Source organism: Pseudoxanthomonas sp. JC1303 (genome assembly GCF_058448525.1).
Map to the genome: position 1 here is coordinate 3835838 of NZ_CP185958.1, position 14609 is coordinate 3850446.

General features: G+C 67.2%; 11 protein-coding genes and 1 pseudogene. 6 read left to right on the forward strand and 6 right to left on the reverse strand.

What is annotated here, in order from left to right:
• Window positions 1-2 precede the first annotated feature (2 nt).
• Window positions 3-3389 (forward strand): annotated as a pseudogene (locus tag ACORQU_RS17185) (efflux RND transporter permease subunit); the annotation flags it as partial.
• Window positions 3390-3442: 53 nt separating this feature from the next.
• On the forward strand, window positions 3443-6523 hold the full coding sequence (locus tag ACORQU_RS17190; protein WP_491642281.1) for an efflux RND transporter permease subunit: 3081 nt from the start codon (window positions 3443-3445) through the stop codon (window positions 6521-6523).
• Window positions 6524-6549: 26 nt separating this feature from the next.
• Here ACORQU_RS17190 and ACORQU_RS17195 read toward each other — a convergent pair whose 3' ends face one another.
• The 6 genes from ACORQU_RS17195 to ykgO all read right to left on the reverse strand — a co-directional run bounded on the left by ACORQU_RS17195 (window position 6550) and on the right by ykgO (window position 11092).
• The gene (locus ACORQU_RS17195) at window positions 6550-7782 is read right to left on the reverse strand and encodes a TraB/GumN family protein (RefSeq protein ID WP_491642282.1); all 1233 of its coding nucleotides are present in this window, start codon (window positions 7780-7782) and stop codon (window positions 6550-6552) included.
• A gap of 3 nt (window positions 7783-7785) precedes the next feature.
• A complete protein-coding gene (locus tag ACORQU_RS17200; RefSeq protein WP_491642283.1) occupies window positions 7786-8322 on the reverse strand; it encodes a GNAT family N-acetyltransferase in 537 nt (178 codons plus the stop codon).
• Window positions 8323-8344: 22 nt separating this feature from the next.
• Window positions 8345-9229: a carbon-nitrogen hydrolase gene (locus tag ACORQU_RS17205; RefSeq protein ID WP_491642284.1), complete on the reverse strand. Its 885-nt coding sequence runs from the start codon at window positions 9227-9229 to the stop codon at window positions 8345-8347.
• 161 nt (window positions 9230-9390) lie between these two features.
• Window positions 9391-10422 carry an agmatine deiminase family protein gene (locus tag ACORQU_RS17210; protein ID WP_491642285.1) on the reverse strand — a complete coding sequence of 344 codons (1032 nt, stop codon included), beginning with the start codon at window positions 10420-10422 and terminating at the stop codon, window positions 9391-9393.
• 115 nt (window positions 10423-10537) lie between these two features.
• The gene (locus ACORQU_RS17215; RefSeq protein ID WP_491642286.1) at window positions 10538-10864 is read right to left on the reverse strand and encodes a hypothetical protein; all 327 of its coding nucleotides are present in this window, start codon (window positions 10862-10864) and stop codon (window positions 10538-10540) included.
• A 102-nt stretch (window positions 10865-10966) separates the two neighbouring features.
• The gene (gene ykgO / locus ACORQU_RS17220; protein WP_010342887.1) at window positions 10967-11092 is read right to left on the reverse strand and encodes a type B 50S ribosomal protein L36; all 126 of its coding nucleotides are present in this window, start codon (window positions 11090-11092) and stop codon (window positions 10967-10969) included.
• 180 nt (window positions 11093-11272) lie between these two features.
• On the opposite strand from ykgO, the gene cmk reads away from it, so the two are divergent.
• From cmk to ACORQU_RS17240, 4 genes are all read left to right on the forward strand, one after another.
• Complete coding sequence (cmk, locus tag ACORQU_RS17225) at window positions 11273-11953, forward strand: (d)CMP kinase (RefSeq protein ID WP_491642287.1); 681 nt, start codon at window positions 11273-11275, stop codon at window positions 11951-11953.
• Between the two features lie 173 nt (window positions 11954-12126).
• Window positions 12127-13818, forward strand: coding sequence for a 30S ribosomal protein S1 (gene rpsA, locus ACORQU_RS17230; RefSeq protein WP_271645976.1), 1692 nt, complete (start codon window positions 12127-12129; stop codon window positions 13816-13818).
• Window positions 13819-13900: 82 nt separating this feature from the next.
• On the forward strand, window positions 13901-14209 hold the full coding sequence (locus ACORQU_RS17235) for an integration host factor subunit beta (protein ID WP_271645975.1): 309 nt from the start codon (window positions 13901-13903) through the stop codon (window positions 14207-14209).
• Between the two features lie 102 nt (window positions 14210-14311).
• A complete protein-coding gene (locus ACORQU_RS17240) occupies window positions 14312-14608 on the forward strand; it encodes a lipopolysaccharide assembly protein LapA domain-containing protein (RefSeq protein ID WP_491642289.1) in 297 nt (98 codons plus the stop codon).
• Window position 14609: the final 1 nt, after the last annotated feature.

Below are 14609 nucleotides of genomic sequence, written 5' to 3' on the forward strand. Positions count from 1 at the left end.
CCATGACGGGGAGCGCAGAACACCAGAGCGGTGGCGGCATCGTAGGCCTGGCCGTGCGCCGGCGGGTGACCGTGGCGATGGTCACCGTGACGCTGCTGCTGTTCGGCTTCATCGCCCTACGCAGCCTCAAGGTCAACCTGCTGCCGGACCTGAGCTATCCCACGCTCACCGTGCGCACCGAATACACCGGCGCCGCACCGGCGGAGATCGAGACCCTGCTGTCCGAGCCGGTCGAGGAATCGGTGGGGGTGGTCAAGAACCTGCGCCAGCTCAGCTCGGTCTCGCGCACCGGGCAGAGCGACGTGGTGCTGCAGTTCGCCTGGGGCACCAACATGGACCAGGCCGCGCTAGAGGTCCGCGACAAGCTAGAGGCCCTGCAGCTGCCACTGGAGGCCGCCGCGCCGGTGCTGCTGCGCTTCGACCCGTCCACCGAACCGATCATGCGCCTGGCGCTGTCGGCCAAGGTGCCGGCCGACGACGCGCGCGGCGCCCAGCGTCAGCTGGTGGAACTGCGCCGCTACGCCGACGAGGACCTGAAGAAGAAGCTCGAACCGGTGGACGGCGTGGCCGCGGTCAAGGTCGGTGGCGGCCTGGAGGATGAGATCCAGGTGGACATCGACCAGCAGAAGCTGGCCCAGTTGCACATGCCGCTGTCCACGGTGATCGACCGGCTCAAGGCCGAGAACGTCAATCTGTCAGGGGGCCGCCTGGAACAGGGCAGCCAGCGCTATCTGGTGCGCACGGTCAACCAGTTCGCCGGGGTGGAGGAGATCGGCAACCTGCTGCTGACCACCCACAGCGGTGGCGACAACGCCGCGGCCAACGCGGCCGCGCAGATGGCGGCGATCGCCGCGTCCAGCGGATCGGCCGAAGTGCTGGCGGCGGCGGCTTCGGTACAGAGCGCCTCCGGTAGCGGCACCACGACCGTCGCAGGCGGCATGCCGGTGCGCCTGCGCGACGTGGCCCGTGTCCACCAGGGCTACAAGGAGCGCGAGGCGGTGATCCGCCGCGCCGGGCACGAGGCGGTGGAACTGGCCATCTACAAGGAAGGCGATGCCAATACCGTAGCCACCGCCAAGGCGCTGCGCGGCCGGCTGGAACGCCTGAAGGCGCAGCTGCCAGGCGACATGGCGCTGGACACGCTGGACGACCAGTCCACCTTCATCGAACACGCCATCGGCGAGGTCAAGCGCGATGCAGTGATCGGCGGCCTGCTGGCGGTGCTGGTGATCTTCCTGTTCCTGCGCGACGGCTGGAGCACCTTCGTGATCGGCCTGTCGCTGCCGGTTTCGATCGTGGCGACGTTCTTCTTCATGGACCGGCTGGGGCTGAGCCTCAACGTGATGTCGCTGGGCGGCCTGGCCCTGGCCACCGGCCTGGTGGTGGACGACTCCATCGTGGTGCTGGAGAGCATCGCCAAGGCGCGCGAGCGCGGCCTGGGCATCGTGCAGGCCGCCATCGTCGGCACCCGCGAGGTCAGCATGGCCGTGGTGGCATCGACGCTGACCACGATCGCCGTGTTCTTGCCGCTGGTGTTCGTCGAGGGCATCGCCGGCCAGCTGTTCCGCGACCAGGCGCTGACCGTGGCCATCGCGATCGCGATCTCGCTGGTGGTGGCCATGACCCTGATCCCCATGCTGAGTTCGCTGCGCGGGCAGGCGCCGCTGGGTTTCGCGCCGGAGCCGCCGCATCCGCGCTGGGCACCGCAGGCCCGCTGGCAGAAGCCGCTGGCCCTGGGCGGGCGCGGTCTGGGGGCCGCGATCCGTGGCGTGGTGTTCGCCATCGCTTGGCTGGTGGTCAAGGCGTGTCGCGGCGTGGTCCGCGTGATCGGGCCGGTGATGCGCCGCCTGAGCGACTGGACGATGAAACCCTACGCCTGGCTGGAGCGCGGTTATCTGCGCACCCTGCCGGCCGCGTTGGCGCACCCGTGGCGCGTGCTCGGCTTGGCCGCGCTGGCCCTGGCTGGCACCGCCGCGCTGGTGCCGACGCTGGGCACGGACCTGATCCCGCAGCTGGCCCAGGATCGCTTCGAAATGACGGTCAAGCTGCCGCCGGGCACGCCGCTGCGCGACACCGATGCAGTGCTGCGCACCCTGCAGGAGCGTCATGCCAAGGACGAGGGCGTGGCGGCCATCTTCGGCGTCAGCGGCAGCGGCACGCGCCTGGATGCCAATCCGACCGAGAGTGGCGAGAACATCGGCAAGCTCACCGTGGTGATGGCCGGCGGCGGTAGCCCGCAGCTGGAAGCGCGCGAGACGGCCGCGCTGCGTGCCTCGATGCAGGCCTGGCCTGGCGTGCAGGTCGACTTCGCCCGCCCGGCATTGTTCAGCCTGTCCACGCCGCTGGAGGTGGAGCTGCGCGGCCAGGATCTGGCCACGCTGGATCAGGCCGGCCAGCGCCTGGCCCAGCTGCTGCGCGGTAACGCGCACTACACCGATGTGCGCTCCTCGGCCGAGCAGGGCTTCCCCGAGATCCAGATCCATTTCGACCAGGAGCGCGCTGGCGCCCTGGGCCTGACCACGCGCCAGGTGGCCGACGCGGTGGTGCAGAAGGTGCGCGGCGAGGTGGCCACGCGCTACAGCTTCCGCGATCGCAAGATCGACGTACTGGTGCGCGCGCAGCCGTCCGACCGTGCCTCGGTGGCCGATGTGCGCAAGCTGGTGGTCAATCCGTCCAGCAGCCGACCGGTGACGCTGGACGCAGTGGCCGACGTGGTTGCCACCGTCGGGCCCAGCGAGATCCATCGCGCCGACCAGGGCCGGGTGGCGATCGTCTCGGCCGGGCTGGACGGCATCGACCTGGGCACGGCCGTGCGTGAGGTCCGCGCGCTGGTGGCCGCGCACCCGCTGGGCGCGGGCGTGTCGATGCACATCGGCGGGCAGGGCGAGGAACTGGGCGATTCGGTGCGCTCGCTGCTGTTTGCCTTCGGCCTGGCGGTGTTCCTGGTGTACCTGGTGATGGCCTCGCAGTTCGAATCGCTGCTGCATCCCTTCGTCATCCTGTTCACCATTCCGCTGGCGCTGGTGGGCGCGGTGCTGGCGCTGAAGCTCAGCGGCTCGCCGGTGTCGGTGGTGGTGTTCATCGGCCTGATCCTGCTGGTCGGCCTGGTGACCAAGAACGCCATCATCCTGATCGATTCGGTCAACCAGCTGCGGGCCGGCGGCATGGACAAGGTGCAGGCGTTGGTCGAAGGCGCGCGCTCGCGCCTGCGCCCCATCGTCATGACCACGCTGTGCACGCTGCTGGGCTTCCTGCCGCTGGCGCTGGCCTCCGGCGAAGGCGCCGAGGTGCGCGCGCCAATGGCGATCACCGTGATCGGTGGTCTGCTGGTGTCCACGCTGCTGACCCTGCTGGTGATCCCGGTGGTCTACGACTTGCTGGACCGGCGTCCCGCGTTGCGCGCCGCGCACGCGGAGGGTGAGGTGGTCGAGGGGGCCCGCGCATGAGCATCGCCGCGCTGTCCGTTCGCCGCCCGGTGACCACGGTGATGTGCTTCGTCTCGCTGCTGGTGGTCGGCACGATCGCTGCCATCCGCCTGCCGTTGGAGGCCTTTCCCGACATCTCCGCGCCCTTCTTGTTCGTGCAGCTACCGTATCCGGGCTCCACGCCAGAGGAAGTCGAGCGCAACGTGCTGCGTCCGGCCGAAGAGGCCGTGGCGATCATGCCGGGGATCAAACGCCTGCGCGGCACGGCCACCGCCGATGGGGCGAACCTGTTCATCGAGTTCTCCGACTGGGATCGGGACATCGCCATCGCCGCTTCCGATGCGCGCGAGCGCATCGATGCCATCCGCAGCGAGCTGCCAGACGACCTGACCCGCTATTCGGTGTTCAAGTGGTCCAGCGGCGACCAGCCGATCCTGCGCGTGCGCCTGGCCGGCGACCGCGACATGACCAACGCCTACGACATGATCGACCGCGAGTTCAAACGCCGGCTCGAGCGCATCCCAGGCGTGGCACGGGTGGAGATTTCCGGTGCGGCGCCCAACGAGGTCGAGGTCGCCATTGCGCCGGATCGCCTGACCGCGCATGGACTGAATCTCAACGACCTCACCACGCGGTTGAAGGCCGCCAATTTCTCCATCTCCGCAGGTCAGATCGACGACCACGGCCAGCGCCTGCGCGTGCAGCCGATGGGCGAGGTGGCCGACCTGCAGCAGCTGCGCGAACTGGTGATCGGCGACCACGGCCTGCGCCTGGGCGATGTGGCCCAGGTGCAGCTGAAGCCCTCGCGCATGGACTACGGGCGCCGGCTGGATGGCAAGCCCGCCGTGGGCATGGACATCTATAAGGAGCGCAGCGCCAACCTGGTGCAGGTCTCGCGTGATGCACTGGCCGAGGTCGAGGCGATCCGCGCCCAGCCGCAGCTGCGCGACGTGCAGGTCAAGATCATGGAGAACCAGGGCGACAACGTGACCTCCTCGCTGCTGGAACTCGCCGAGGCCGGCGCGATCGGCCTGGTGCTGTCCATTGCGGTGCTGTTCTTCTTCCTGCGCCACTGGCCTTCGACCCTGATGGTCACCCTGGCGATCCCGATCTGCTTCGTGATCACCCTGGGCTTCATGTACTTCGCCGGGGTCACGCTCAACATCCTGACCATGATGGGCCTGCTGCTGGCCGTGGGCATGCTGGTGGACAACGCGGTGGTGGTGGTCGAAAGCATCTTCCAGGAGCGCGAAAAGATGCCTGGTGAACCGGTCAAGGCCGCGCTGCTGGGCACCAAGCATGTCGCCATTGCCCTGTCCGCCGGCACGCTGTGCCACTGCATCGTGTTCGTGCCCAACCTGTTCGGCGAGACCAACCAGATCAGCATCTTCATGGCGCAGATCGCGGTGACGATCTCGGTCTCGCTGCTGGCCTCCTGGCTGGTGGCGATCAGCCTGATCCCGATGCTGGCCGCGCGCATGAAGACCCCGCCGCAGTTGCAGTCGCATCGTGGCCTGATCCCGTGGATGCAGCGTCATTACGCCCGCGGACTGCGCTGGTCGTTGGCCCATCGTGGCTGGAGCGTGCTGGGCATCGTGCTGATCGTCGCAGCTAGCGTCGTGCCGATGGTGCGCACCCAGATGGACATGTTCGGTGGGGGTTCGGCCGGCGAGACCCGGGTCATGTATCAGTTCCACGGCTCCTACACCCGCGACCAGATGTCCGCCGAGGTCGCCCGTGCCGAGCAGGTGCTCGAGGGCCAGCGCAAGGCGATGGGCATCGAGCAGATCTATTCGTGGTTCAGCGAATCGGAGGGCGCCTCGACCATGGTGACCTTCGACACCAAGGATCCGGAGGAAACCCGGCGCCGGGTCGAAGCGCTGCGCAAGCTGATGCCGCGGTCGGCCCGGGCCGACATCGTGCTGGGCGATGGCAACGGCAACAATGGCAAGGGCGGCAACAGCGTGCAGGTCCAGCTCACCGGCGATTCGACCGGCATGCTGCGCGAGATCGCAGATGACGTGGTGCCGGCCCTGGCGCGGCGGCCGGAGCTGCGCGACGTGCGCGTGGATGCCGGTGACCAGAGCAGCGAACTGAAGGTCCGTGTGGATCGTGAGCGTGCGGCAGCCTTCGGGTTCTCGGCGCAGGACGTGGCCAGCTTCGTCAACATCGCCCTGCGTGGCGGCCAGTTACGCGAGCTGCGTCGTGGCGAGACCGAAGTGCCGGTGACGGTGCGCTTCGCCGGTGCCGAGCAGTCGACCATCGCCGACCTGGAAGGCTTCACGGTGCGGGCCAAGGACGGGCGCAGCGTGCCGCTGATGTCGATGGTGAGCGTGGACCAGTCGCCGTCGCCGTCGCAGATCTCACGCTTCAATCGCCAGACCACGCTGACCATCACCGCCAACTTGGCCGAGCAGGTGCCCGCGCCGAAGGGACGCGAGGCGATGGAGGAGGCACTCAAGGGGATGAGTTTCCCGCCTGGGTATCACTACACCTTCGACGGAGGCGATTACCAGGACGACGGCGAGGCCATGCAGCAGATGCTGTTCAACATGGTCATCGCCCTGTTGATGATCTACCTGGTGATGGCGGCGGTGTTCGAGTCGCTGCTGTTCCCGGCGGCGATCATGTCCGGGGTGGTGTTCTCGATCTTCGGGGTGTTCTGGCTGTTCTGGGTCACCGGGACCACGTTCGGCATCATGTCCTTCATCGGCATCCTGGTGTTGATGGGCGTAGTGGTGAACAACGGGATCGTGATGATCGAACACATCAACACCCTGCGCCGCGGTGGCCTGAGCCGTACCGAGGCCCTGGTGGAAGGCAGTCGCGAGCGCCTGCGTCCGATCATGATGACGATGGGCACGGCGATCCTGGCGATGGTCCCCATCGCGCTGGGCGGGACCCAGATGGGCGGTGATGGCCCGCCGTACTTCCCAATGGCGCGCGCCATTGCGGGTGGGCTGGCGTTCTCGACCGTGGTCAGCCTGCTGTTCCTGCCGACGATCTACGCGATCCTGGACGATCTCAGCGCTGGCATGGCCCGCCTGGTGCGCCGCGCGCGCGGCGTGTCGACGGAACTGGCGATCGGCGCAGCCTGAACCTGCGCCGATCGGGAGGCCAGGCCTCAGCCCAGCAGCTTGCGGGCGACCAGCGCGCCGGTGGTCCAGAAGCCGATCATGCTGCCCAGGTTGGTCAGCAAGAAGGTCAACACGACGCGGCAGACGCGATTGCGGTACCAGCCCTTGAGCGTCTGCGCATCGTCGCGCAATGCCAGGAAATCGCCGTAGGCCGGCTTGCGCAGGTGCACTTCCACCAATGCACTGAACGCGCCGGCCGGCAGGCCCGGACGAAAGGGCTTGAGCGGGGCGGCGATGATCGCCGCCAGGATGCTGAAGGGGTGTCCGCCAGCGGCCAGGCAGCCAAGCCCGGCCAGGCCACCGGTCAGGACCAGCCACTGCAGCAGCAGGGTGCTGCCCACCTTCAGGCCGCCGCTGTAGAAACCCCATGCGATGCCGCCCAGCACCAGCACGCTGAGCAGGATCATGATCCACGGCAGCTTGCGCTTGGCCTGAACGAACTCCAGCTCGCTGCGCACGGTGGCCGGATCGGCCTGATCCTCGACCAGATGCCTGGCCAGGCCTTGCAGGTGGCCGGCGCCGACCACGGCCAGGACCTCGCGGGCGTTTCCGGCGTCTTCGCGCAGGCGCGCGGCCATGTAGCGGTCGCGTTCGGCGATGACCGCCTCGTACAGGGCCGGGCTCTCCTTGGCGAACTCGCCGAAGCTGGCTTCCAGCATGTCGCCCTGCTTGAGCTGCTCGATCTCCGCCTCGCCGACTTCCTCGGAGGCGAACAGGCCGCCGAGCAGCCCGGTCCCGAGCTTGAGCTTGCCGAAGAAGCCCAGCCCGGCCGAGGCGCGCTTGAAGGTCAGCCCGACCTCGCGATCGATCAGGTGCACCGCCAACCCGCGCTCGCGGGCGGAGGCGACGGCCTGTTTGAGTTCGGCGCCGGGCTCGATGCCCAACTGCTCCGCCAGCCGCCGCTGGTAGGCGGCCAGGGCCAGATTGGCGGCGAACAGGGCCACGCGGCCCTTGCGGATGACCTGCACCAGATCCAGCTTGGCCAGCGCGTCCGGATCGCTCAGGGCCTGCAGCCTCTGGGTGTCCAGCTCGACCGCGACGGCGTCGTAGGCGCCGGTTTCGATGGCTCGCTGCACGGCGTCGACGCTGGCCTTGGACACGTGCGCGGTGCCGAGCAGGGTGTAGCGCACGCCATCGCGCTCGACCACGCGCATGGGCTGTTCGACGGCTTCCTCGGACACGGACGCGGCGGGCAGGGTGGGGGAATCGGAGTCGGTCATGGATTACTCGTCGAAAGGTGCGCCAGCGTCGCCGTCACCCAGCGCCCGCTGCATCTGTAGCGTATCGAGCCAGCGGCCGTGCTTGCGGCCGATGCCCTGGAAGGTGCCCACGACACGGAAGCCGGCGCGGGTGTGCAGGCGGACCGAGGCCGCATTGGCCGCTTCGCCGATGACCGCGATCATCTGCCGGAAGCCGCGCGCGGTGCAGCCCTCGATCAGCGCCTCCAGCAGCAACGCGCCCACGCCCTGGCCGTGACAGTCGGCGTCCACATAGACCGTGTTCTCCACGGTGAACCGGTAGGCATGCCGGGCGCGGTAGCTGCTGGCGTAGGCATAGCCGACAACGCGGCCGTCAAGTTCCGCCACCAGGTAGGGGTAGCCCTGGTCGAGCAGCGCTTGCATGCGGCGCTGCATTTCGGCGGCGTCCGGCGGGTCGTACTCATAGGTCGCCACGCTACTGCTGACCTGTGCGCCATAGATCGCCGTGATGGCGGGGATGTCGTCGGCGCGCACCGGCCGGATTCGCGGCGGCGTGTTCATGCGCGCAGCGCTCTTGCCAGCATCAGTCGATGTAGCGCTTGGTGAGGTCGCCATAGGCATCGATGCGGCGGTCGCGCAGGAACGGCCAGATCCGCCGCACGTGCTCGCTGCGCTTCAGGTTGACCTCGACGCTGAGGATATCGGCGGTGCCGCCGGCCTCGGCCAGGAACTCACCCTGCGGCCCCAGCACGTGGCTGTTGCCCCAGAAGTCGATCCCTGATGCGCCCAGCGGCGAAGTTTCGTGGCCGACACGGTTGCAGCTGAGCACCGGCAGGCCATTGGCCACGGCGTGGCCGCGGTGGCTCAGCACCCAGGCATCGCGCTGACGGTGCTTTTCGTCCTGTGCGTCGTCCGGGTCCCAGCCGATCGCGGTCGGGTAGAGCAGCAGGTCGGCACCGGCCAGCGCCATCAGGCGCGCGCCTTCCGGATACCACTGGTCCCAGCACACCAGCACGCCCAGGCGGCCGACCGAGGTATCGATCGGCTTGAAGCCAAGATCGCCCGGAGTGAAATAGAACTTCTCGTAGAAGCCCGGGTCGTCCGGGATGTGCATCTTGCGGTACTTGCCGGCGACCGACCCGTCGGCTTCAAAGACCACGGCGGTGTTGTGATAAAGCCCCGCGGCGCGGCGTTCGAACAACGAGCTCACCAGCACGACCTTGTGCTGCCTGGCCAGTTCGGCCAGGCGCGCGGTGCTGGGGCCTGGGATCGGCTCGGCCAGGTCGAATTCGTGCACCGACTCGTGCTGGCAGAAGTACGCGCCGTTGTGCAGCTCCTGCAGCAGCACCAGCCTGGCGCCGCGCTTGGCCGCCTCGGCCACGCGTTGCTCGATCACCGTCAGGTTGGCGTCGGCGTCGCCGTGGTTCTTTTCCTGGATCAGGGCGACGGGAAGTCGGTCAAGCGTCATGTCAGGACTGCGCGGTAACAGGGGAGCGGAGCATGGTAACGCGGTTGCATCGCAGGCCCGGCAGGCGTGTCGCCGTGAGCACCGCATGGGAGCGATCTGGCGTCGGCATTAGAACGCCGGCGCCGAAGCACGGCACTTGGAACGCTGCGCAAGCCGAAAGTTCAGAGCGCCAGCAGGCCCTCGGGCAGCTGCATGGTCACGCAGTGCAGGCTGCCGTTCTGCCAGATTAGGGCGCGGCAGGGAATCTGCACGATCTCCCGCCCCGGATAGGCCTGGGCCAGCACGGCGGCGGCGGGGCCGTCGGCCGGATCGCCATAGGCCGGCATCAGCACTGCCCCATTGAGTATCAGGTAGTTCGCGTAGCTGGCAGCCAGCCGGCGGCCGCCGTCCAGGACCGGCTGGGCCCAGGGCAGCGGATACAACTTGTACGGCTTCCCCTCGGCGGTGCGCAGGGCGGCAAGCTCGGCACCCATCGCCTGCAGCTCGTCGTGATGCGCGTCGGTGGCATCGTCGCAAGCCTGGTAGACGATGGCATCGTCTGGCGCCAGGCGGGCCAGGGTGTCGATGTGGGCATCGGTGTCGTCGCCTTCCAGGTAGCCGTGGTCCAGCCAGAGCACGCGGTCCTGCTGCAAGGTGTGCTTCAAGGTGTCCGACAGCGACGCGCGCGAGGCCTCGGGGTGGCGTTCATGCAGGCAACGCCAGGTCGTGAGCAGGGTGCCGTGTCCATCTGTCTCGATGGCGCCGCCTTCCAGGGCGAAATCGACGCTCTGGACCGAGGCGTCGCGGAAGACGCCAGCGCCGGACAGCGCACCGACCAGCAGGTCGTCGAGCGAGGCGTCGTATTTGCCACCCCAACCGGTGAAGCGGAAGTCCATCAGCCTGAAGCCGTCCTCGCCACGCAGGCTGATCGGCCCGGAGTCACGCAGCCAGGTGTCGTTGTAGGGCGCCTCGACGAAATGCACCCGTGCCATGTCCACACGCGCCGAGCGCAGGCGCGCCTCGGCATAGATCTGCAGATCGGCGTCGGCCACGCAGATCACCGCGGGCTGGAACCGGGTGATCCCGGCGACCAGTGCGATGTAGGTCTCTTCGACCTGTTCCAGGCGCTCGGCCCAGTCGGTGCCGGCGTGCGGCCACGCGATCAGGATCGCGGACTGGGGCTCCCACTCCGCGGGGAAACGGACATTGCTCATCGTGTGTTCCATGGGCTGGGCCGGGACGGGTCACCGGCGCTCAGGTTGAAAATCCTGTCTGACAACGGCGTTCAGCGCAGGCGGCGCGGTCCCTTCAGCATCGCGCCGACATGTTTCAGCGGATCGGCGGCTTGGGCCCGATCTCATCGGGGCTGGCCTTGTTGGCCACCACGTCGATCACCTTGTTCTTTTCGAAGTAGACCGTGAACTCCGGGTACACCCAGCGGTTGATCGTGGGCCACTGGCGCTTCTGCCCACCGCGCGGATCCAGGCGTTGCTGCGGTGCGCCGTATTTGGCCTGGACCTGGGCAGCGGTCAAGCCGCGCACGGGCAGGTTGGAAGCCGGTTCGTGGGCCCGGTCGATCAGCAGCGTCTCGGCGGACACCGTTGCGCTCAATCCAGCCAGGGCGATCAGGGACAGCAGGGACAGACGATGCTTCATGGCTCACGGGCTCCCCAGTTGAGACGGCCTTTATAGCAGACCCCGGGCAACAAAAAACCGCCCGGGCGGGCGGCTCTCTGCGTGCCTCGCGGCGCCAGTCAATCAGCGCTGGCGGGCCTTGAAACGCGGGTTGGACTTGCAGATCACGAAGACCTTGCCACGACGGCGGACCACCTTGCAGTCGCGGTGACGGGCCTTCGCCGACTTCAGGGAGGACAGGACCTTCATGACGTAAAACCTCGGCGTGGAATGGGATGGAACGTACTAAGCCCGCCATTCTAGCGGGTGTTTCCGTTCCCGTTCAAGTGGTTGGGCGAATTTTTTCGACTGTGCATCCCCATCTGCCGGCGCGGGCTAGGCGCTTCGTCCATAATTTCATGCTTCTCCCTGCCCAAGGAAGCCTTTGCAATGACCGACGCCATTCCCGTGCTCACGATCGATGGCCCCTCCGGGGCGGGCAAGGGGACCGTCAGTCGCCTGGTGGCTAACCGCCTGGGCTGGCATTACCTCGATTCTGGTGCGCTGTACCGCGCGGTGGGCGTGGCCGCCAGTTGGGCCGATCTGGATCTGTCCGATGCCGCGGCGCTGGTGCGTTGCACGTTCGACACCCGGGTCTCGTTTCGTGAACAGGTCGGGGCGGACATGCGGGTTCTGGTCAATGAGGTCGACGCCACCGATGAGTTGCGCCTGGAAACCACCGGGACGGTGGCCTCGGCGATCGCCGCCATCCCGGAAGTCCGATCGGCGCTGAAAGAGCGCCAGCGGGCGTTTCGGGTTGCGCCCGGCCTGGTGGCGGACGGCCGGGACATGGGGACGGTCATCTTCCCCGACGCCTCTTTCAAGGTCTTTCTGACCGCCAGCGCGGAGGAGCGTGCGGAGCGGCGCTATAAGCAGTTGAAAGACAAGGGGGTTTCGGTGACAATTGACGGTCTGCTGCGCGAGATCCTCGCGCGCGACGCTCGCGATGCCCAACGTACGGTGGCGCCGCTGCGGCCGGCCGAAGACGCCGTCCTCATCGACACCACCGGGCTTGGCATCGAGGCCGTCGTCGAGCGGGTGCTGGCCCTGGTGCCTGCTTCCGCCGCCTGAAGCGCTCGTGCGGCAGATCCCGTGCCACGTCGCGGCCGTCCTTGGCCGCCGTGGTGTTCTTTCAAACCAACCAACACACGGTAGCCGTCACGGTGCCGCAAAAGGGTGGACAGGGGCAAAGGCCGGCTTTCTCCGGTCGCCACCTGTCTGTGTGTCCAACCGAGTAATCAACAATGACCGAATCATTTGCAGAACTGTTTGAGCAGAGCCAGAACCATCTGGCCAAGCTGAAGCCCGGCGCCATCGTGGTCGGCACCGTGGTCGAGGTGCGCAACGACGTGGTGGTGATCAACGCCGGCCTGAAGTCCGAAGGCATCGTGCCGATCGAACAGTTCCGTAACGACGCCGGCGAGATCGACGTGGGTGTGGGCGACCAGGTGAAGGTCGCGCTCGACTCGCTCGAGAATGGCTTTGGCGAAACCGTCCTGTCGCGCGAGAAGGCCAAGCGCGCCATGGTGTGGGACGAGCTGGAAGAAGCCCTGGAGAAGAACGAGACCATCACCGGCCGCATCAGCGGCAAGGTCAAGGGCGGCTTCACCGTCGACATCAAGGACGTCCGCGCGTTCTTGCCCGGTTCGCTGGTCGATGTGCGCCCGGTGCGCGATCCCGGCTACCTGGAAGGCAAGGAGCTTGAGTTCAAGCTCATCAAGCTGGACCGCAAGCGCAACAACGTCGTGGTCTCCCGTCGTGCCGTCGTCGAGTCCGAGCACTCCGAGGAGCGCGAGGCCCTGATGGACAAGCTGCAGGAAGGCGTGGTGCTGAAGGGTGTGGTCAAGAACCTCACCGACTACGGCGCGTTCGTCGACCTGGGTGGCATCGACGGCCTGCTGCACATCACCGACATGGCCTGGAAGCGCGTGCGCCATCCGTCCGAGGTGGTGGAAGTGGGCCAGGAGCTGGAAGTGCGCGTGCTCAAGTACGACCGCGAGCGCAACCGCGTCAGCCTGGGCCTCAAGCAGCTGGGCGAGGATCCGTGGGACAACATCTCGCGTCGCTATCCGTCCAACAGCCGCGTGTTCGGCAAGGTCTCCAACGTCACCGATTACGGCGCGTTCGTGGAGATCGAGCCGGGCGTCGAGGGCCTGGTGCACGTGTCCGAGATGGACTGGACCAACAAGAACGTCAACCCGTCCAAGGTCGTGCAGGTCGGTGACGAAGTCGAGGTCATGGTCCTGGACGTGGACGAGGAGCGTCGCCGCATCTCGCTGGGCATGAAGCAGGTCGCCGCCAATCCGTGGGAGACCTTCGCGGCCATCCACAAGAAGGGCGACAAGGTGTCCGGCCAGATCAAGTCGATCACCGACTTCGGCATCTTCATCGGCCTGGACGGCGGCATCGACGGCCTCATCCACCTGTCGGACATCAGCTGGAACACCACTGGCGAAGACATCGTGCGCAACTTCAAGAAGGGCGACAACCTGGACGCGGTCGTCCTGGCCGTCGATCCGGAGCGCGAGCGCATCAGCCTGGGCGTCAAGCAGCTGGAGCAGGATCCGTTCGGCCAGTACATGGCCGCCAATCCGAAGGGCTCCAAGGTCGAAGGCGTGGTCAAGGAAGTCGACGCCAAGGGCGCGACGATCGAACTGGCCGATGGTGTCGAGGGCTATGTGATGGCCCGCGATATTTCCTACGACCGCGTGGACGACGCCAGCCAGCACCTGAAGGTCGGGCAGACGATCGAAGCCAAGTTCATGGGCATGGATCGCAAGGGCCGCAGCCTGCAGCTGTCGATCAAGGCCAAGGACGAGGCGGAGACCGCCGAAGCCCTGGCTGAGTACAACAAGACCACGGCCGAAGCGTCTACCGGTACCACCAGCCTGGGTGCGCTGCTGCGCGCGCAGCTGGACGGCGGCAAGTCCGAGTAAGCCTGTTGCATGAGTGAAGCCCCGCCGGCCCGGATCCCGGGCCGGCGGTGGTCATGTCCAGATGTTTCGCGCATAGCAGCCGATGACGAAATCCGAACTGATCGAGATCCTGACCCGCAGGCAGCCACACCTGAAGCCGGACGACGTCGACCTTGCGGTCAAGTCGTTGCTGGAAATGATGGGGGGCGCCTTGACCCGCGGCGAACGCATCGAGATCCGCGGTTTCGGCAGTTTTTCCCTGCACTATCGTCCGCCGCGCATGGGTCGCAACCCGAAGACCGGTGATCCGGTTGCGTTGCCGGCCAAGCACGTGCCGCATTTCAAGCCAGGCAAGGAGCTGCGCGAGCGCGTCAGCACCGTGTCTCCGATCGAAGAGATCGGCGGCGATTGAGCTGCCGCTTCGGTCCACGTCGCGCAGCGTCGCGACCCTGATCCAACGTCCCGTCGTGTCCGCCTCGGCTAAGCTAGGCGCCTACGCCCCTGGAGGGACTCCATGAACATCATCCGCCTGATCATCGCCCTGGTCTTTCTGGCCGTTGGGCTTGTCGTGGGCATCCTCAACACGCAGCCGATCACGCTCAACCTGCTGTTTACCCAGATCCAGACCGGCTCGGGCGCGGCGATCATCGTGTCGTTGCTGAGCGGAGTCTGCATCGGTGCATTGATCGTCCTGGCCACCGTGGCCTGGCCGCTCTACGCACGCCTGCGCAAGGTCGGCCGGGCGACGCCAATAGCTGCAGAAGCGCCTGTCCAGACCACATCCAACGTGCCACCAAAGTCGGGAATCTGAC

Bases quoted from the DNA above. Each gene is read 5' to 3' on its own strand.
- ACORQU_RS17190 (WP_491642281.1), top strand. From the start codon at position 3,443: ATGAGCATCGCCGCGCTGTCCGTTCGCCGCCCGGTGACCACGGTGATG.
- ACORQU_RS17195 (WP_491642282.1), bottom strand. From the start codon at position 7,782: ATGACCGACTCCGATTCCCCCACCCTGCCCGCCGCGTCCGTGTCCGAG.
- ACORQU_RS17200 (WP_491642283.1), bottom strand. From the start codon at position 8,322: ATGAACACGCCGCCGCGAATCCGGCCGGTGCGCGCCGACGACATCCCC.
- ACORQU_RS17205 (WP_491642284.1), bottom strand. From the start codon at position 9,229: ATGACGCTTGACCGACTTCCCGTCGCCCTGATCCAGGAAAAGAACCAC.
- ACORQU_RS17210 (WP_491642285.1), bottom strand. From the start codon at position 10,422: ATGAGCAATGTCCGTTTCCCCGCGGAGTGGGAGCCCCAGTCCGCGATC.
- ACORQU_RS17215 (WP_491642286.1), bottom strand. From the start codon at position 10,864: ATGAAGCATCGTCTGTCCCTGCTGTCCCTGATCGCCCTGGCTGGATTG.
- ykgO (WP_010342887.1), bottom strand. From the start codon at position 11,092: ATGAAGGTCCTGTCCTCCCTGAAGTCGGCGAAGGCCCGTCACCGCGAC.
- cmk (WP_491642287.1), top strand. From the start codon at position 11,273: ATGACCGACGCCATTCCCGTGCTCACGATCGATGGCCCCTCCGGGGCG.
- rpsA (WP_271645976.1), top strand. From the start codon at position 12,127: ATGACCGAATCATTTGCAGAACTGTTTGAGCAGAGCCAGAACCATCTG.
- ACORQU_RS17235 (WP_271645975.1), top strand. From the start codon at position 13,901: ATGACGAAATCCGAACTGATCGAGATCCTGACCCGCAGGCAGCCACAC.
- ACORQU_RS17240 (WP_491642289.1), top strand. From the start codon at position 14,312: ATGAACATCATCCGCCTGATCATCGCCCTGGTCTTTCTGGCCGTTGGG.